General features: G+C 35.4%; 14 protein-coding genes and 1 riboswitch. All 14 genes read left to right on the plus strand.

Features of this window, described 5'->3' with window-relative positions:
• The first annotated feature begins 83 nt into the window (after window positions 1–83).
• The 14 genes from BTHG_RS02935 to BTHG_RS03010 all read left to right on the plus strand — a co-directional run bounded on the left by BTHG_RS02935 (window position 84) and on the right by BTHG_RS03010 (window position 19,448).
• Window positions 84–1,352, plus strand: a complete 1,269-nt coding sequence (locus tag BTHG_RS02935) for a Na+/H+ antiporter NhaC family protein (RefSeq protein WP_232284429.1) — start codon at window positions 84–86, stop codon at window positions 1,350–1,352.
• Between the two features lie 676 nt (window positions 1,353–2,028).
• A complete protein-coding gene (locus BTHG_RS02940) occupies window positions 2,029–3,114 on the plus strand; it encodes an AIPR family protein (RefSeq protein ID WP_010282123.1) in 1,086 nt (361 codons plus the stop codon).
• A gap of 353 nt (window positions 3,115–3,467) precedes the next feature.
• Window positions 3,468–4,169 (plus strand): vancomycin resistance response regulator transcription factor, VanR-F/VanR-M family, encoded by a 702-nt coding sequence (vanR, locus tag BTHG_RS02945; RefSeq protein ID WP_010282128.1) that lies wholly within the window; start codon window positions 3,468–3,470, stop codon window positions 4,167–4,169.
• The gene (locus tag BTHG_RS02950; protein WP_010282129.1) at window positions 4,162–5,268 is read left to right on the plus strand and encodes a sensor histidine kinase; all 1,107 of its coding nucleotides are present in this window, start codon (window positions 4,162–4,164) and stop codon (window positions 5,266–5,268) included. The genes vanR and BTHG_RS02950 overlap by 8 nt, the downstream gene beginning before the upstream one ends.
• A gap of 96 nt (window positions 5,269–5,364) precedes the next feature.
• Complete coding sequence (gene vanY, locus BTHG_RS02955; protein WP_010282130.1) at window positions 5,365–6,258, plus strand: VanY-A/VanY-F/VanY-M family D-Ala-D-Ala carboxypeptidase; 894 nt, start codon at window positions 5,365–5,367, stop codon at window positions 6,256–6,258.
• A 148-nt stretch (window positions 6,259–6,406) separates the two neighbouring features.
• Window positions 6,407–7,186: an SDR family NAD(P)-dependent oxidoreductase gene (locus BTHG_RS02960; protein WP_010282131.1), complete on the plus strand. Its 780-nt coding sequence runs from the start codon at window positions 6,407–6,409 to the stop codon at window positions 7,184–7,186.
• A 2,064-nt stretch (window positions 7,187–9,250) separates the two neighbouring features.
• The gene (locus BTHG_RS02970; protein WP_010282133.1) at window positions 9,251–9,664 is read left to right on the plus strand and encodes a hypothetical protein; all 414 of its coding nucleotides are present in this window, start codon (window positions 9,251–9,253) and stop codon (window positions 9,662–9,664) included.
• Between the two features lie 885 nt (window positions 9,665–10,549).
• On the plus strand, window positions 10,550–11,218 hold the full coding sequence (locus BTHG_RS02980) for a Type 1 glutamine amidotransferase-like domain-containing protein (RefSeq protein WP_010282134.1): 669 nt from the start codon (window positions 10,550–10,552) through the stop codon (window positions 11,216–11,218).
• A gap of 247 nt (window positions 11,219–11,465) precedes the next feature.
• Window positions 11,466–11,567, plus strand: a riboswitch (SAM riboswitch).
• Window positions 11,568–11,793: 226 nt separating this feature from the next.
• Window positions 11,794–12,123 carry a hypothetical protein gene (locus tag BTHG_RS02985; protein ID WP_010282136.1) on the plus strand — a complete coding sequence of 110 codons (330 nt, stop codon included), beginning with the start codon at window positions 11,794–11,796 and terminating at the stop codon, window positions 12,121–12,123.
• A 537-nt stretch (window positions 12,124–12,660) separates the two neighbouring features.
• A complete protein-coding gene (locus tag BTHG_RS02990; RefSeq protein ID WP_010282140.1) occupies window positions 12,661–13,899 on the plus strand; it encodes an acyl-CoA dehydrogenase family protein in 1,239 nt (412 codons plus the stop codon).
• Between the two features lie 92 nt (window positions 13,900–13,991).
• A complete protein-coding gene (locus BTHG_RS02995; protein WP_010282143.1) occupies window positions 13,992–15,371 on the plus strand; it encodes an LLM class flavin-dependent oxidoreductase in 1,380 nt (459 codons plus the stop codon).
• Between the two features lie 56 nt (window positions 15,372–15,427).
• Complete coding sequence (locus BTHG_RS03000) at window positions 15,428–16,615, plus strand: acyl-CoA dehydrogenase family protein (protein ID WP_010282145.1); 1,188 nt, start codon at window positions 15,428–15,430, stop codon at window positions 16,613–16,615.
• Between the two features lie 136 nt (window positions 16,616–16,751).
• A complete protein-coding gene (locus BTHG_RS03005; RefSeq protein WP_010282146.1) occupies window positions 16,752–17,831 on the plus strand; it encodes a sugar ABC transporter substrate-binding protein in 1,080 nt (359 codons plus the stop codon).
• A 90-nt stretch (window positions 17,832–17,921) separates the two neighbouring features.
• Window positions 17,922–19,448: a sugar ABC transporter ATP-binding protein gene (locus tag BTHG_RS03010; RefSeq protein ID WP_010282149.1), complete on the plus strand. Its 1,527-nt coding sequence runs from the start codon at window positions 17,922–17,924 to the stop codon at window positions 19,446–19,448.
• Window positions 19,449–19,551: the final 103 nt, after the last annotated feature.

Consider the following 19,551-nt stretch of genomic DNA (forward strand, 5'->3'; position numbering starts at 1 on the left):
GTCTAAATGGAGTGAGTAAACTGAACAACCATCGATTTACACATGTACAAATATCTACTCTTATTATTACTACACTTACAGGTGTGTTATTGTCTGTAAGCTTTCATATTCCATTATTTATCGGCTTTTTACCCGGATTTGTATTTCTCGTTTTATTGATTAAGAGGAAGAGAATATCTTATCTAGAAATATGGGAGATATGTAAGAAGGGCGTAAACAAAACACAAACGGTCATTTTCATTTTATTTCTAGTTAGTTTTGTCCTTCCATCTTGGTATGAAGCAGGAACTATCAAACTATTAGTTTCAGTTGCGTTACACATTATTACACCTGATCATTTCTTTTTGTTATCCTTTATTATTGCTATGCTTTTTTCTATGACCCTTGGTACTTCTATTGGAACATTAAGTGCAGTGGGGATTCCAATAATGAGTACGGCTATTTCAATAGATTTGGCACCTCATATCGTAGCAGGGGCTCTAGTATCTGGTGCATTTGTTGGGGATCGGACTTCACCTTTTTCAAGCGCATTTCAATTATTATCACATACGGTTGAGGTTTCTATTAAAAAGCAATTTAAGGCATTGTTAATCACTACAATACCGGCCATTTTAATAGGTATTGCTTTTTATAGTTTTTTAGATTTTGAAAATGTGCAAATTGGAGAAGTTCAATCGTTTAGTTGGGGAGAATTATCCTTTATAAAGCTTTTACCACCACTTATCTTAATTGGTGTCGTTTTATTTCGGAAGGGAATTATAACAGCTTTTTTAGCGAGTATTATCGTGGCTAGTATCATTTCGATTATCAACGGAAGTACCTTTTCTCAACTTTTACACGCTCTATTCTTTGGCGTAAAAGGAATGGGTGGGGGGCTTATTAATATGTATACACTCCTTGTTTTCTTAGCATTAGCGGGTGCGTATAACGGACTTTTAGAAGAATATAAGGTCATCCAGCCCTTAATTGACGGTTGGCTACTTACATCCAAAACATTAATTGAAGATTCCATGAAAACAATTATCGCTACCTTCGGAATCTCCCTGATTGCTGCTAATCAAACGTTACCGATTATCCTTACAGGAAGAACACTTCTACCTCATTGGATAAATACACGAACAAAGGATGACTTAGCAAGGGTTATGGCAGACTCTACCATGCTATTTCCTGGCATGATTCCATGGAGTGTATTAACAATTATGTGTAGCACTGTTCTGGGACTTCCTGTTACTGCTTATCTGCCATATGCGATATTTTTATGGAGTTTACCTTTGATTACGATTGTCGTTTCTATGTTTAAACAATATAGAAAGAACAATAGAAGTACAGGGATTTTACATCGGGCCACCTAAATAAAGAGGGAAATGATAGTCAGATAAACCGGGATGCATGTGTACCAAAAACCAATCTTTTATTATAGGCACTCTTTTTGTATAGATAGTTAATAATAAGTTGATTTCCACTCCAAGCGGACGCTTTCCGCGGGCGGGCCGTGAGCCTCCTCATCGCTCCGCTCTTGCGGGGTCTCACCTGGCCACGCTAGTCGCCGCCTTCCGTTCCAATCAACAAGAATTTGTATACATAAAACAAGAATATCTTCCCTTTTGAGATATATGAAGTTACCTCACACCATTACTCAGAAAGGAGGATTTTCTTGTATAACAAATTGACAGCACGACTGTTCAATTAGTTCTTCCTATGGCTATTAAAGTTCTTATCCAACACTATCTTAGCAGAATTGTTGGTTTAGCTGTTAGTAGTGTTATCTTTTTTGTTTTTCCCTATATTTACTTTTCATTTAAATAATAAGAAGAGTGTTGAGACAAACAATCCAATAAGTGCAAGCTTTTCTATTTCTTATTTATATTTATTCGTGAAATTAAAATTGTAATATTATATATAAATAATTGACTATAGTCAATGGATTTTTATAATTACATAAATTTACCACTTCCCTATTAACCTATATATCAATTAATATTGTTTTGAATAAGATTTCAAAAAAATTGAGTTAGGGGAAATAATAAAATGAAAAAATTTATGACTGTAAACATAAAAGCTGATTTAAGGGAATTTTGGTTTAATGATAAAAAATGCTTAATAGGTGTTATTTCGGGAAAAGAATTGTTAAATGTCACCTTTCCAAATAACCCTAATAGTCGAGAATACATGGATCGTAAAAATAAAAATGTACCTGAAATGATAAAAACATTAAAAAACGATCCTGAATATTTTCTTTATAAAAATAATGGTATTCGGCTTATAGCAGAAGATTATACGAAAAATGAAAATGGCACATTTTCATTATTTTTTACTCAGGAACAGGGAATATTTAATGGCAGTCATACTTCTATTGTAAATTCAAAATATGGAAGGAGTAATAGTTATGTACTTCTTTTCGTCTTTTTTAATATTCCATTTGATAAAATTCCATTTATTACAATTTCCAACAATTCAACAACTCCAATTAAGGAAATAAGTCGCGGCGAGAAACTTGGAAAATACGAATGGATTAAGAAGATTTTACCAAAGTCAGAATACCAAATAACATACAAGGAAAGTGATACCTTTGAAATTGACGTAGCTACTGTTTTACAAATTGCAGGAATCTATCAAGTTGATAATAAAAAAGTCTCATTCGTAAATAAAGACTATATGAAGTTCAGAAGCTATCTTAGGACTAACATCATAAAAAAACACAACGACGGAAAAGTATCTTTGAATAATACTTCTTTTATCTTAAAAGATTTAGTCGATTTTTACATCAGTATTCGTTCCGATGAGGAATGTATATCTCTAATAAAAAAACAGTTAAAGGGGAAAGGGTGGTTAAACAAGGGGAAAATATGTAATTTTTTAATGATGAATATAATAAATTCATTAAACTTTGCATTTAAGATTTCTCCAAAAACTTTTTACCCATATTATTTAGAAGGATATGATATACAACAATTATTACACATCACTAAAAAAGTATTCCCTAAAATAGTTGATAATTTACAACTATATGAAAATAACGGTTTGAAGGTTACTGAAATTTGTCGTGAAAATAATATTTACTCTGAAATTCAAAATGAAATGTTGCAACACACTATTCATACAAAAACAAACTAGCCCGATTGCTTATCTTTACTAAGGTTAATGTTTGTTTATTTAATTACTGGTAATAGCGAAGATCAAACTACAACTTTAAGTAAAAGTGATGAACGAATGAGTCATCACACATAATATAAAAAACACCGTTTTAACGTAAAACGGTGTTTTTTATTATGCAGATATATTCCAAGCATGTCGTTCTTTAGACTTAATCTGGCAATGGTAAAAATCGATTCAATACAATAGGAACTAACTTTTGGTGGTATTTTTAGAACTTTTTACCGTTTTATCCGTATTAACTATAGGATTTACTAAAAACCCCTTTACAATAGAAAGGGACTTGAATGTTACGATGTCGTAGGAGTGGGAAGATGAGAAATATTTCGGTATTAGTAGCGGATGATGAGAATGAAATTGCTGATTTAATTGCCATTCATTTAGAAAAAGAAGGGTACCATGTAATTAAAGTGGGCGATGGAGAAGAGGCTGTTCGTGTCGTGGAGAATCAATTAATAGATTTACTTATCTTGGATATTATGATGCCGAAAATGGATGGGTATGAAGTAACCCGCCGTATTCGCGAACAACATAATATGCCGATCATTTTTTTAAGTGCGAAAACATCAGATTTTGATAAGGTACAGGGACTGGTAATTGGAGCAGATGACTATATGACGAAGCCCTTCACTCCAATTGAAATGGTTGCTCGTGTTAACGCTCAGCTCAGGCGTTATATGAAGCTAAATCAGCATAAACGCAGTATATATGATACAAACAGTTTGGAATTTGCTGGATTGGTTATTTCTCCTGATCAGCGTACAGTTCGTTTATATGGGAAAAGGGTTGATCTTACCCCGAAAGAGTTTGAGATTTTGCATTTACTAGCGAGTCATCCCAAGAAAGTATTTAGTGTGGAACATATTTTTCAACGGGTATGGGGCGAAACATACTTCGAAGGAGCGAATACCGTTATGGTCCATATACGTACACTTCGGAAAAAACTTGAAGAAGATAAACGGAAGGAGAAATGGATTAAAACCGTTTGGGGAGTAGGGTATACATTCAATGGCTAAAATGACCTCCAAATTTCGTACTCGGATTGTATTGTTACTTGGTGTAAGTATGATTCTTTCGGGTATAATCACGTATCTACTCTTTAAAGGACTGCAATATTATTATCACACATATGTCCTCTTTGGAGATCCTTTGGCTCAGATTCGTATTACGATAGGAAGATACGGAGATTTTCCTCTCTTTTTTATTGTATTTATTTTGCTTTCTCTTCTTTTTTTCTTTTTCCTTACTAAGCCTTATTCTACATATTTTAAAGAGATTTCAAACGGAATTCATTATCTCGCCCGTGGAGACTTTAACCATCAGGTACATATTGGCTCAAATGATGAGTTTGGGGAGATTGCAAGAGATATCAATTTGGCAAGTGAAAAATTACAGGAAGCGATTCAACGAGGAGATTTTTCCGAAACCAGTAAGGATCAATTAGTTGTCAATTTAGCTCATGATCTGCGCACTCCACTTACCTCAATTTTAGGTTATTTGGATTTGCTCCTTAAGGATGATAAGTTGACACAAGAACAAATTAGACACTTTTTAACAATTGCCTTTACAAAATCTCAACGATTAGAGAGATTAATTGAGGAATTATTTGAAATAACAAGAATGAATTATGGAATGCTGCCATTGAATAAAAAGAAAATAAATTTGACGGATCTCCTTCATCAACTAACGGAAGAATTATTTCCCGTTTTTGAAAAGAATCAAATGATTGCTCGGATGAATTGTGCGCCCCATCTACTCATTTTAGGGGATGGAGATTTACTAGCACGTGTATTTGAAAATCTATTAACGAACGCCATTCGATATGGATGTGATGGTCAGTATGTTGATATTCATGGTTTTATTGATGAACATGCAGTGGTCGTTCAAGTTTTAAATTATGGAAGTACTATCCCTTCAGAAGAGTTGCCACATATCTTTGATATGTTCTACACAGGAGATAAAGCACGAACTCATCGTGAAGATAGCACAGGTCTCGGTTTGTTTATTGCAAAAAATATTGTGGAACAGCATGATGGAATGATTACAGCTAACAGCAGCTTGATTCAGACCTGTTTTGAAGTCCGATTACCATTGGAGAATGAGACAAACGACTAATATATATTTAAGAAAAATTTAAGATTTACCCCACTCTTTTTTTAAGCAGTTTTGTCTATTCTTATTAATAGAGAAGAATAGGGAGGAAATTGAAAAATGAAGAAGTGGGGATTTTTATTTTTAATACTACTGTGCTTAAGTTTAACTATTATATTTTATGAACCGTTGAATGAACCTAAGATTGAAATAGAGAAAGAAGGACAACAAGCAATTGTTCCAGTAGAAGGAAATAGGACTTCTGAAAGCATTCAAAGTATAGAGATTACAGAGGAACAAATCTTCGAAGGAAATTTGCTATTGGTGAATAGTGATAATCCTGTTCAGAAAGAAAGTATTAAATCAGATGTTATTAATCTTTCCACCCAGAATGAATTAATCGATGGATTTGGTTTAATAGATAGCGGAGTTGATTTATCAGAGGAAATAGCTCGCAATTTTTCAAGGATGGTTGAATTGGCCGAAAAAGATGGTGTCAGTAATTTTGTGATAACAAGTGGATTTCGAGATTTTGCTGAACAAAGTGTTCTTTATCAAGAAATGGGTTCTGATTATGCTCTTCCAGCTGGTTATAGCGAACATAACTTGGGTTTGTCACTTGACATAGGATCCACTCAAACTAAGATGGCTGAAGCACCTGAAGGAAAATGGATTGAAGAAAATGCTTGGAAATACGGTTTCGTTTTACGTTATCCAAAAGATAAAGTCGAAATAACAGGAATTCAATATGAGCCATGGCATATCCGCTATGTTGGTTTACCACATAGTGCGATTATGAAGGAAAAAAATTTTGTGTTAGAGGAATATTTAGCATACCTTAAAGAGGTAAAGCATATTTCAGCTACTATTGATGGTGAAAAATACAAGATTTCATATTATTCTCTTTCCGAGAATAGGACAATTAACATCCCAAATGATCAATTTGTTGAGATTTCTGGTAACAATATGGATGGAGTTATTGTGACCGTTCAAGATATGTATAGTATGGAATAAGGAATATTGAAATGAAACCGAACACAAATTTCACAGCCCAGAAAAGTCATCACAGAACCTATCTAAATGTGCTTCATCAAAATAAAGTTCCTAGTCTTTTTCCTTTATGCTAAAATTTAGATAATTCTAACGCTAAAGGGTGGATGGTATGAAATTTGAAAATCAAGTGGCACTTATTACCGGGGGGACTTCTGGAATCGGATTAGCTGTAGCAGAACGATTGCTACATGAGGGGGGAAAGGTTGTCATAGTAGGCCGTAATAGAGAAAGGGGTAACTCCGCACTGGAGAAACTGAAACGGATTAGTCCCCATGTTCTTTTTCTTTCAGTTGACGTAAGCAAAGGAATAGAAGTAGAACAGATGGTAAAGGAAACAGTCAACACATTTGGTAGAATCGACTTTGCATTTAATAATGCTGGAAATGCGGAAGGTACGCCTGCATTGACACATGAATTCAGTGAAGAAGACTTCGATCATATGATGGGGTCTACAATTAAAGGAGTTTGGTTGTGTATGAAGTATGAGCTGCAAGCTATGATTGAAAATGGTGTTGGCTCAATCGTTAATACATCATCCCTGGATGCCTTAATTTGTTCGGCATACACGACAGCATATGCAGCTGGCAAAAGTGGAATTCTGGCATTAACTCGCGGAGTCGCCCAAGAATATGGAAATAAGGGAATCCGAGTTAATACCATTACACCTGGTGCAATCAGGACTCCGATGATTGAACGAAAATTTGAAAACTTGAACGAAGAGCAATCAGTATTGCTAGAAGAAAAGTACAACAGCCTGAATGCCCTAGGAAGAATGGGGACTTCTTCCGAAGCGGCAGATGTGGTAACCTGGTTATTTTCCAAAGAATCTTCCTTTGTAACAGGTCAAAATATCATTGTTGATGGTGGAGTTTCCATCGTGACAAAATAAAGCTGTTGGGACATAGAGCCTAGGATAGTCAATATGTAAAGTAAATAAAAAACTAATCCGCTTCTCTTAAAGTTACTTCCAAATGAGAAAAGGTAGATATAAAATCAATATAGATATAGAAGCAGTGGATTTCACATCAGAAGAAATTACACTGCTTTTAACCATATATTAAACTAAAGACTATACTTATGTTTTGTTAGATTTATTTAGTTCACATAATATCTATTAGATTTTGATAAGGCTCGACTTATCGTTATCTTCCTATAAAATCCAATTCAAAATTAATCCAGAAAATGAAGAAAATAAAGACTGTTTTTGTGTTGGAGAGCTATTCGAATTCAGTATAGCTACAGATAGCTCCCACTTAGTGCCAGTTGAACCAACTATCAAAGATCAGTTATTATCTGTTTGGTTTATTAAATCAACAAGGAGATATTATTTTAATTCCTCAAAGAATATTTCATTAGATCAATTATCTATTTTTAGATTGAAAAGTATAAGGATGGAGTACAATGCCCCAGAAATAATTGATACCGAAATTATTGAATCTGAACCAAAGAATAACTACTCAGTTTACAAGGCTATTTTTAAATCCATAGCAAGACATAAAAGACAAAACTTGAATATAGTACAAAAAAAACATTAAAAGTAGCTAAAAAAACTTAACCACTTGGGATGAACCAATTGTTGAGGTTTATTTATTTTGGAGAGCATACATAGAAAATCACAAAAAACTTTACACTGTTGATAATTGTGAATATCGAAGTAAATTTCATAAATATTATTCGTCTAGGTTTTATGAGATAATGGACGAATTAAATCTGTTCTTACTAAGTAAAATTAATATTTCATCTGAACAAAGAGAATACATGCTACACAAGTGTTATGGGCTTCTGGTCTTAAATGTCTATAATCATATTTTAAAAAGAGCAGGAAGTAATAATAAATATTCATTCTATGAAATTTGTATTAATCCATTCATACTTGCTGAAATAGATATTAAAGAAGATAAACAATTAATTACCATATACTATAATATTCATTAGACAAAAAATGAATTATTTGTTTTTTCCTTGTAGTAGCATTATTGTGTTCTTAATATCTTTATGACCTAAAGTCTCCTTTAGAGATACAAGATCACTATGTTCACCCTCAGTCAAGACGGCATAAGTTTGCCTTAGGGTTGAACTTGTAATAGGATTATTTCTAGCCTTAACAAAGTCAATGTTAGTCTTATTAATTTTTTCAGTCAAATAGTTACCAAGATATTTGTAATGATATGATTTACCCGCTGCAGTTGTAAAAAAAGGGCGTTTGTCCGTTGAGTTTAAAGTAATATCAAAACTTCTAAGAGAAATACTAAAAAATAATAATGCCTTTAATGAAAAAGAATATAAAAATCTAATTTATAGGGAAAAAGAAATTAAAGCGGCTTACAATGAGGATCGAAATAAGGTTATAAGTAGATAATTACATTATTAATAACAGGGTTACAAGTCTAGATATAGGATATAGATTATGAGTTTGTGACGGAGATGGATTTGTTCTTTTCCTTTATTATTTACAAATTTATGTGTATTTAACAGCAAATAGAAGGAGGCAAAAGCAGATTTTGCACAAAAATTTTTATCTGTTTTTGCACAAACTTTTCTTGTCCTAATATCGGACTTATAAAATTGGCAAAAAGCTTAATAGATCTACATCATTTATATATTATGGGTAAGATTATGTCTTTTTTCAAGACACAACTTACCCTTTTAAACATATTAGACTCAAATCGGACATGAAAAAGACAAGTAGCGCTAAGTTTATGAGAACATTTACTCAAACCAACGCAATCACTGGGAAATATAAAAACTCGAAACGGAGGGTATTTACTTTGTGGTCCATATACGTTCAATCTTCATTAACAAGGAGTTTATCCACATTACTTTCAGAACATTTTAGCATTTTCTCTGAAAATGATATGTCGGAGCACGAAACCTTTTACTTCACTTCAAAACATCTTGACAATATACCCGAAGGTAGTTTGGTGAGAAACACTACCTTCGAGCATTTTATCGGATGAAAGCACTAATTCGTATTTTAAACGGTATATTATTATTAGAAAGTGATTTAAAGCTTTCATTTAGTCATGATGAAATTTATTATGTAAAGGAACATGATGTTTGGGTGTCAAAAAATATTATCCAGACAGATCATGATCTTGAGTATGAAGAGCTTCAGTCTCCTTTCCAGGAAGATATAGAACTTCCCAAATTCAAAGAGCATCTTGATAAAACTAAAATGCGCAAAAACTACATAGTAGACTTTTTAAATTATGCTTATCAAGATGAATTGGTGCATGAGGTTCTAATTTTATTTATCCTTACAAAAATTGATACATTATTAATACTAATTAATACAAGCAAGATCATAGAAAATATAGAGCATGATTTAGGTCTCGATATTACACCAAAAGAAAGGAAAAAAGGTTAGAAGCTATACGTCCGGATTTGGGCGAAACATTCATGGAGGCGTACAATTTTTTTAAAGTTGGAGATTTCTTTCATTTCAGTAACACCCGAGCAGGTTCTAGGCTTTTTGCAAGACATGGTGCAACCAAGGAGAAATATGAAGGTAAACCTCCTGTATCTTTTGGTGATATTGAGTGGAATATACGACTCTAAATTTATGAATGGATTAATTATAAACTACAGCAAGAAAAAGGGTATCGTCATCCACCAATTAAAAAGTCTAACCATTATGAATCGATGAGAGATGAGGATTACGATATTTTAAGGGAGCGCTTAGAACAAGAAAATTCGCATTAATGGAAAAAGATTTCTTGGCTATTTTATTTACCTTATACATATTTTATTTCTTAGATTGAAAGAATTGTACTTAAACTACCATGAAAAATAACTTATCTGTCCTCGAAAAAAGACAATACCAAATAGAACCCGTCTCATGTGTTTAAAAAAATTGAGAGAGCTGCAAATATGTATATGGATTGGTTGACTGGATCAAGGTCAGTATCAGTATTGACACAAACTAACTATTTTCATTCTCTGTGGTGAAGCGCCGATTTTTGCGCTTCATGGATCGCTATGGGGTGCGTTGATCCAAGAAGGATTAATGCACCTTTTTTTTGAAAGTATTAAAATCAAGGGGAGAATAGTTGAACAAGGATTTATATTAGTTTTGTAGAATTGTAAAGTGTAGTACAGATTGAGCTTCACGAGGTATTCGAATAGACAAATAAGCTGAACATCGGCTTAACAATAATTCAATTGTAGTGTTCTAATCATTCATAAGCTAGGGTTGCTATCTTAGAAGTAAGAACAAACTTGACAGTACCAAACAAAGACAAGGAGTGAAGTTATGAAATTTCTGCTTACATCTGGAGGCATCAATAACAAAAGCATACACGGCGCGCTGGTTGACATGCTGGGCAAGCCGATTGCTGACTCCAACGCCCTGTGCATCCCTACTGCGATGTATGGACACCCTTGGGTTGGCCCTGGCGTCAAAGCCTGGCAGTTCATCAGTGGGAAAGAAGAGACTCCCATGGTCGACCTCGGTTGGAAATCCGTTGGCGTGTTGGAGCTCACAGCGCTTCCAAGCATCGACGAAGACCGCTGGATACCTCTGGTACAGGAGGCCGATGTACTGCTGGTGTCAGGCGGAGACGCCCTTTACCTGTGCCACTGGATGCGTCAATCCGGGCTGGCAGACCTTTTACCGTCACTGAACTCAGTCTATGTGGGAATTAGTGCTGGGAGCATGGTGTTGGCACCTAACATAGGGGAATACTTCGTTGGCTGGACTCCACCAGGCGGTGGTGATGAAACACTGAGACTGGTTAATTTTTCAATCTTTCCGCACTTGGATCACGAGATGCTGCCGGGAAACACCATGGCTACCGCAGAGAGATGGGCAGCCGGGATGCAGGGACCTGCGTATGCGATTGACGATCAAACCGCAATCAAAGTAATCGAAGGAGCGGTAGAAGTTTTATCCGAAGGGCATTGGAAACTGTTTACACCTTGATCATACTATACGCTTTTAATTTCGTAGGTTTACTTAATAAATATCCTTGTGCATACTGTACTCCCAATTTGTAAGCTTTTTCTAGATCCGATTTTCTTTCTATACCTTTTTAAGTCTATTTAGGAAATGTACGCTTTTTATTTTCCTGAAATATGGATATTGCCACTGAATATGTATTTAATTTTTTATGAAAAATGATTGACAATGTATTTGCCATGGCTTATATTATAAAATAATTAAAAATATTTACTTATCTAGAGAGGTGGAGGGACTGGCCCGAAGATACCTCGGCAGCAGACTTTTATAGTACTGTGCCAATTCCAGCAAGCGTATGCTTGAAAGATAAGGAGAGTAAAAAGAACGAATCATTTAACCTCTTCTTATTTTTTGAAGAGGTTTTTTATATTCTGTACTCATTTAAAATGGAAAATTACATATTTAGATTTGCTGATTGGTCAACCAAAAGCACTGTTAGAATTTTTACTTTTTCAGTGCTTTTGGTTTTTTTGTGTAAAAATGACGCTTAATGGTATTTTTTAATAAAAAGTGAGAAAAAACAAAGGAGGATATTCATCATGAAAAATGCATTAGACGCGAATAAGATTCGTATAAAAACAAGAGAAATTCATTCATTTGAGCAAAATGAATATCTTAATTTACCTGATTTACAATTTTATAAATGGTGTAGTAGCCAATATGGAGTAAATAGAGGTGTTTTTAATACGATAGATAACTGGTTTTTTGGAAATGGAATTATCAACATACAACACCGCCGTATCTATCTTTTGGCTTTTCTAGATTACAGTGTAGAAGAAGGAATGAAGGAGGAACATGGTAAATTTATCCGATTTGGAAATGGAGGGCTAACAAGAGAGCTTCAGAAATTTTTTGTGCCGAAAAAGTGAAAATAGGAACATATCATCTACCTATTAACATCAATCTTTTTAGACATTTATATATCTGCCGATTAGACAACTAAAGGCATCTTTCTTTTCAATCTATATTTGGAAAGAGAGGTGTCTTTTTATATGAAGAAAGAGATTCTTTAAAGTATAAAGATAAGCTTCAGTGTGGACTCTTACAAGGATTCGTCTCACTTCAAAACATATTATTCATATGTGATTATAAGTATTTATTTGAATTGTACTAAAAGTTTAAAGAGGAAGTAATCTCATATGTAAGAATGGGAGGTTATGTATTGATGATAACAATCCCTGGCTCCTATGAAGAATTCATAGACAATGTGATGCTTATACGTCGTGAACGTGCTCTATCTAGAATTAGCAGAGTGATCTGGACACTTTAAACAATAAACTTTTTTGGAGGAGGTGATAGATTGAGCCTCATCGAGATGCACGTTATAGAGAAGCAATTGCTTTCTTTAATGCGTTAAGCATTCATCATTGTATTAGTTTACATTAACACATAAGGAGGAATGAGAAATGACATTAACGATAGAAAAAGCAAGAGGTGTATGGGGTAGTGCACCTAGTAATAACTATGAACAATTGGCATTAAGATTCCGAGCTATTTTTCAACAAATACGTGAAGGGGCGGTTCAACGGGAGACTGAGAGAAAACTACCTTTCGAGGAAATACAATTGTTAAAAGACGCAGGTTTCGGAGCTATACGGATTCCACTTGAAGAAGGAGGATTGGGTGCGACAATTCCAGAGTTATTTAATTTACTCATTGAATTAGCAGAGGCAGATTCGAATATACCACAAGCACTTCGAGCACATTTTTCTTTTGTTGAGATGGTTTTAAATTCACCAAAGAGTGAGCAAAGAAGTGCGTGGATAAAGCGTATTTTAAAGGGAGATATTGTTGGGAATGCTTGGTCTGAAGTTGGTGGCGCGAAGGCTGGCAGTTTCTTAACGAAAGTAACAAGAGGAGAAGGAGACCAGTTATTTTTAAACGGTACAAAATATTATTCGACGGGCACCATTTATGCCGATTGGATTCTTGTTTTGGCAACCCAAGAGGAAGCGAATAATGTCTTTGCTGTTATCTCAAGATATGCAAAAGGTGTAGACGTAATTGATGATTGGAATGGCTTTGGACAAAAATTGACTGGTAGTGGAACAACAAGATTCTCTGATGTTCCTATTAAGGAAGATGAAATTCTTATTGAGGAGTTTAATGCGAAATATCAGGCTGCCTTTTTCCAAATGATGCATTTGGCTACTCTAGCTGGAATTGCCCGTGCAGCTGCAAATGACGTTTCGAAAGCTGTAGCTGAGCGCCAGAGAACGTATACACATGCATCAGGTGCTCGTCCAAGTGAAGATGCGCAAGTGCTACAAGTAGTTGGAAAGGTTCATAGTTTAGCTTATTCTTCTGGAGCGATTGTTCTAAAAGCAGCTGAATCTTTACAAAACGCATATGAAGTCCATCTTGCTGGAGACGTTGAAAATGAAGAATGGCTAAATGATGAAGCGGAGATTGAAGTGTCACAAGCTCAAATTGTAGTTAGTAGTTTAACACTTGAAGCAACAGCATTATTGTTCGACGCATTAGGTGCTTCTGCCACATTGCAAACCAAAAGCTATGATAGATATTGGCGTAATGCCCGAACACTCGCTTCTCATAATCCACTAATCTATAAAGAGAGAGTAGTAGGGGATTATGCAGTTAATCAAACACGCCCACCTTATATATGGCATGTCGGGAGGAGTTGATTTCGTGCATGAGTTAAAGAGTGATAGATACTAAGTCACCATAGTATCTTTACTAAAACTATAATTCAAGAACAAATAGGAGGTAAGACGAAATGCCAAAGAAAAGAATCTATTTAAATGCATTTGATATGAATTGTGTTGGTCATCAATCCCCAGGGTTATGGACACATCCAGATGATCAATCTTCAACTTACAAGGATGCGGAGTATTGGGAAAACCTTGCGAGGTTGTTGGAAAAAGGTAAGTTTGATGCCATTTTCTTGGCGGACGTATTAGGGACGTATGATGTGTACCAGGATTCAAGAAATCCTGCTGTACGTCAAGCTGCACAGGTACCAGTCAACGATCCTGCTTTTGTTGTCCCTATTATGGCACAAGTAACAAAGCATCTAGGATTTGGGTTAACAGCATCAACAAGTTATGAGCATCCTTATTCTTTTGCAAGACGCATTTCTACACTGGACCATCTTACAAAAGGAAGAATAGGCTGGAATATTGTCACTTCCTATTTAGAAAGTGCAGCTAAGAATTTAGGTCTTGATCAGCAAATCAATCACGATGAACGCTATAACATAGCCGATGAATACCTCGAGGTTGTTTATAAATTATGGGAAGGAAGCTGGGAAGATGGAGCCGTTCTAATAGATAAAAAACAGAAGATTTATACGGATCCGAACAAAGTTCATGATATTAACCATAATGGCAAGTATTTCAAAGTGCCAGGTGCTCATTTATGTGAGCCATCTCCTCAAAGAACACCTGTTATTTTTCAAGCAGGTGCTTCGAAGAAAGGAAGGCAATTTGCAGCGAAACATGCAGAACTGGTATTTATCAGTGTTCCTACGGCTCCAATTGGTCAAACTTTTGTAAAAGCTTTACGTGAAGAAGCAAAAAATGCGGGGCGGAATCCAAACGAAATTAAAGTTCTATCTTTATTTACCCCAATCGTTGGACGTAATGAAGAAGAAGCGTACTCCAAATTTGAAGAGTATAAAAAACATACTAGTTATGAAGGTGGGTTAGCATTATTTGGTGGTTGGACTGGTGTTGATTTATCTAGTTACGATCCAGATGACAAGATTGAATATATCAAGAATGATGCCATTCATTCAGCCCTTGAGACATTTACAAAAATAGACCCAGAAAAACACTGGACCGTTAAGCAGGTAGCAGAATTTGTAGGAATTGGCGGAATTGGGCCTGTTGCTGTAGGTTCACCTGAACAAGTCGCTGATGAAATGGAAAAATGGATAGAGGAAACGGATGTCGACGGATTTAATATTGCGTACGCTGTTACACCAGGTACGTTTGAGGATTTTGTAGAATTGGTTATTCCAGTATTACAGGAACGCGGACTTGTAAGAAAAGAATATGCGGATGGTGGCTTGCGTAAAAATTTATTTGGATATGAACAACTACCTGACCACCACCCAGCTCGCCAGTACCGTAAGCAATCTACACTTCAAGTGTAGAAATAATTGTAAATATAGATTTTACATGTTGAAAATATGGTGAAAGAGGGAGAGAGATGGTCGAAACAATTACAATTGATGCTACTGATTACCTAAAAACAGCAAAATTACTTGCACAAGAGTTTGAAAAGGATGCTGCTGAACGGGATAAAATTGGAGGCACTGCTAAAGTACAGCGCGATGCATTACGCGAATCTGGGTTGCTGACGATTTTAATTCCAACAGAATATGGAGGGGGAGGTCAGCCTTGGTCTTTGGTTCTTCGCATTGTTCGTGAATTGGCAAAAGCAGATGCGGCACTCGCGCATTTATACGGCTATCATTATTTGCAACTAGTGACTCCACATTTTTCTGGTTCTAAAGAACAGAAGGAATACTTTTATACGGCATCAGCAAAAAATAATTGGTTTTGGGGAAATTCATCAAATCCAATCGAGCCTACCTTAATTGGAAAAAAAGAAGGAAATGGGTTTATTTTAAATGGATATAACACATTTAGCACTGGTTCAAAAGACTCTGACCGTCTATTAATTTATTGGATAGATAAAGAAGAAAGTGAAAAAGTTTATGTTGGTATTATTCCGACTAACCGAATAGGAGTAGTTGTGAATGATGACTGGGACGGAATGGGGCAAAGGCAAACAGATAGCGGATCAGTCACTTTTGAAAATGTTATTGTAAAACCACACGAAATACTGGATAAATCGGAGTCTGCAGGAAAACCTTTCTCAACGTTTGATGCCATTTTGTCACAGATTATCTTAGCAAATGTAATTGTAGGAAGTGCAGAGGGGGCTTTAGAGGTAGCACGTAAATACACAATCAGTAAATCTCGACCGTGGTATTTAACTAGCTATGAAAAAGCCATAGACGATCCTTTTATTCAACGTCTCTATGGTGAGTTTTGGATTGATGTTCAGGCAGCTATTCAATTAGTGGAAAAGGCTGGTGAAAAAGTAGATGACGCCTGGGAGAAGGACCTGTCCTTAACTTACGAAGAACGAGGAGAAACTGTTCTTTTTACAGCTGCAGCAAATGCATTTGGGACAAAAATTGCCTTAGATGTTACAAGTCATATCTTTGAAGTGATGGGAGCTAGATCAGCAACCATCAAAAACAATTATGATCGATTCTGGAGAAATGTAAGAATCCATTCTCTACATAATCCAATTGAATATAAAAGAAAAAATATAGGTCAATGGCTATTACATGGAGAGAACCCTACGCCAAGCAGCTATTCGTAATGTAAGTTCTATGAAAACTAACCTAAAAGGTTAGTAGATTAATGAGAAAACAACAATTCTAAAAAATGAGTGAAATCGTATAAAGCTAAACAATCATCAATGGTGAATGTTCCATATTACCGAGGAGGAAACAAAAGTGACAATCAAAAAAAATATGAAGAAGATTTTTCTGTTTTCATTCATTCTAACGATGTTAGTCGTATCAGCATGCTCGAATCAAACGGTATCTACTAGTGATATAAAGTCTGAGACAACTAGCAGTAATCAAGGGGAAACATCAAAGAATGTTAAGGATTCTGGTGTTAAAGGAGTTATTGATGGTAAGCCTGTACCGTCTCTTGAAGGGAAAACGATTGGAGTAGCGGTTATAGGGACAGATCATAACTGGGATCGCCAAGCATACCAAGGGCAAATTGACAGAATTAAGGAACTGGGAGGGACTCCGGTTGCTGTTGATGGCGAACGGAATGATCAAAAACATATCACGGATATTGAAAATTTGATCATACAGAAGCCAGATGCAATTATTAAGCAGCTAGGTGATACAACTGTATATAAACCTGTACTTAAAAAAGTTCATGATGCTAATATTCCTCTATTTACAGTTGCACACGATAGTGAATATAGCATTTCAAATATTGTTTCTGATGATTATTATGCAGGTGAGGCGTTAGCACGACAAATGTTTGAGGATATGGGCGGAGAAGGAAAAGTAGCCGTTTTTCATGGATTTCCAGGAGTTCGGGTATGTGAAATTCGTTATGACATGATGAAATATGTTGCAAAGGATTATCCGAATATTGAGTTTATTGAACCAGAACTAATTGATGTGATTCCTGGAACGATAGAAGATGCACGTAAAAAGGTGGAAGACCTTCTAGTTAAACATCCTGAAGGAAGTGGCATTAAAGCGATTTGGGCAGCATGGGATATTCCAAGCATTGGTGCAGCTCAAGCTGTTGATGCAGCAGGACGGAAAGATGTTAAAGTCTATGGCGTTGATGGGGATCCAACTGCAGTTGAGATGGTTGCTGATCCAAATAGTTCCTTTGCGGCTGACTTTGCGCAAATCCCATATCAGACTGGTCAATCAGCGATTGATATAGTGGCACGTTCATTAGCTGGGCAAGAGGTTCCAACTAAGCTGTATGACGAAGGTTTTCTTGTGACGAAAGATAATGCCGAAGAATCAAAGAAAATATTATTTAAAGAATAACATTTTCTTAGAATTGAAAAAGAGAGGATAGATGATTCTATCCTCCCATGAAATTTATGCTGGTAATTAATAGAAAGTGAGGTTTGGATCATGATTGATGAGTATGTATTGGAAATGAAGGAGATTCAAAAGGAATTTCCTGGCGTAAAAGCTCTTCAAAATATTCATTTTCAGCTGAGAAAAGGAGAAATCCATGGACTAGTTGGAGAAAATGGTGCTGGTAAATCGACATTAATGAAAATATTAGCTGGAATCTATACTCATGACAGTGGAGAAATACAATTTCTCGGAAATCTACAAAAGGTATTAACACCGAAGATTGTAGAAAAATTGGGAATTCACTTTATTCACCAAGAACGACATGTTGTACCATATTTGACAGTTGCCGAATCCTTATTTTTAGGTATCGAAAATAAGTTTGCTTCCTTTAATTTGTTAAAACGACGCACAATGGAAAAGGAAGCAGAAAAAGTCTTGTTTGAAAAAGTTGGGGTGAATTTATCTGGGAAAAAACTAGTGGGTGATCTTTCTGTAGGAGAAAAACAATTATTGCAGATTTGTCGTGCATTACTTCAAGATCCAAAAGTAATCGTGTTCGATGAACCAACAGCTGTACTTGCTAAACGGGAAGCAGATCAGTTATTCAACATCATTAAGGAATTGAAGAATAAGGGAATTTCGATTATCTATATATCACATTATTTCGGAGAGATACTTGATATTTGCAATCGAATAACAGTATTACGTAATGGAATCAATGTTAAAACGACAGAAACAAAGGGATTAACAATTGAGGATATTGTTTATTTGATGACAGGTAGACGTATAGGTAACGAAATTCCAACAAAGGCCCGTCATATAGGCGATGTTTTATTAAATGTGAAAGATTTCACTCAATCTCAACAGTTTCATGATGTGAATTTTCAAATTCGGAAAGGAGAAATTGTAGGAATTACGGGGCTAATGGGTTCGGGGTATACGGACCTAGGGATGTCAATATATGATAACTCCCGTATTACGAATGGCTTTGTCGAATTTGAAGGGAAGCGTCTAACGAAAAATAATCCTGAAAATGCAGTAGCCTTAGGAATGGGATATATCCCTGAAGATCGTCGGAATCTCGGAATTTTACAAAATATGTCGGTGAGAGAAAATATCACTCTTACAAGTCTGAAAAGTGTGAGTAAGGGAGGAGTGATAAAAAGGAAATTGGAGCGGGAAAAGGTTGATTCGATAATTGATAAATTGGGGATTCGCACACCAAACCAAAAAACTACTATTAACTATCTAAGTGGTGGAAATCAACAAAAAGCAGTATTGGCAAAATGGCTAAGTAGTAATGCTAGTTTGTATATTTTAAATCAGCCAACAGCTGCTGTTGATGTCAGTACAAAAGCAGAAATATATAATCTTATTACTCAAGTAGCAAAAAATGGAGCAGGGGTGCTATTAATCACTCAAGATCTTCAGGAGTTGGTCACTCTAAGTGATCGGATTTTAGTGATGTACCGCGGGAAAGTAGTTAGAGAATTCGAAAGAGATAACGCGACAACAGATCAAATAATGGTTTCCATGATGGGAGGGAGTAACGATGAATCAAGTAGCAGTAACAACTAAAGCAATTAATTGGAATGGTCTACTTAAATATAGCAGTTATGTAGCATTTATACTGATAGCTGTATATTTCTCATTAAGTTCACCTGTTTTTTTACCATACATA

Origin of the sequence: Bacillus timonensis (genome assembly GCF_000285535.1) — a bacterium.
Lineage (GTDB): Bacteria > Bacillota > Bacilli > Bacillales > Bacillaceae_L > Ferdinandcohnia > Ferdinandcohnia timonensis.

Bases quoted from the DNA above. Each gene is read 5' to 3' on its own strand.
- BTHG_RS02980 (WP_010282134.1), top strand. From the start codon at position 10,550: ATGAAATTTCTGCTTACATCTGGAGGCATCAATAACAAAAGCATACAC.
- vanY (WP_010282130.1), top strand. From the start codon at position 5,365: ATGAAGAAGTGGGGATTTTTATTTTTAATACTACTGTGCTTAAGTTTA.
- vanR (WP_010282128.1), top strand. From the start codon at position 3,468: ATGAGAAATATTTCGGTATTAGTAGCGGATGATGAGAATGAAATTGCT.
- BTHG_RS03000 (WP_010282145.1), top strand. From the start codon at position 15,428: ATGGTCGAAACAATTACAATTGATGCTACTGATTACCTAAAAACAGCA.
- BTHG_RS02960 (WP_010282131.1), top strand. From the start codon at position 6,407: ATGAAATTTGAAAATCAAGTGGCACTTATTACCGGGGGGACTTCTGGA.
- BTHG_RS02995 (WP_010282143.1), top strand. From the start codon at position 13,992: ATGCCAAAGAAAAGAATCTATTTAAATGCATTTGATATGAATTGTGTT.
- BTHG_RS02990 (WP_010282140.1), top strand. From the start codon at position 12,661: ATGACATTAACGATAGAAAAAGCAAGAGGTGTATGGGGTAGTGCACCT.
- BTHG_RS02970 (WP_010282133.1), top strand. From the start codon at position 9,251: ATGAAAGCACTAATTCGTATTTTAAACGGTATATTATTATTAGAAAGT.
- BTHG_RS02940 (WP_010282123.1), top strand. From the start codon at position 2,029: ATGAAAAAATTTATGACTGTAAACATAAAAGCTGATTTAAGGGAATTT.
- BTHG_RS03010 (WP_010282149.1), top strand. From the start codon at position 17,922: ATGATTGATGAGTATGTATTGGAAATGAAGGAGATTCAAAAGGAATTT.
- BTHG_RS02985 (WP_010282136.1), top strand. From the start codon at position 11,794: ATGAAAAATGCATTAGACGCGAATAAGATTCGTATAAAAACAAGAGAA.
- BTHG_RS02950 (WP_010282129.1), top strand. From the start codon at position 4,162: ATGGCTAAAATGACCTCCAAATTTCGTACTCGGATTGTATTGTTACTT.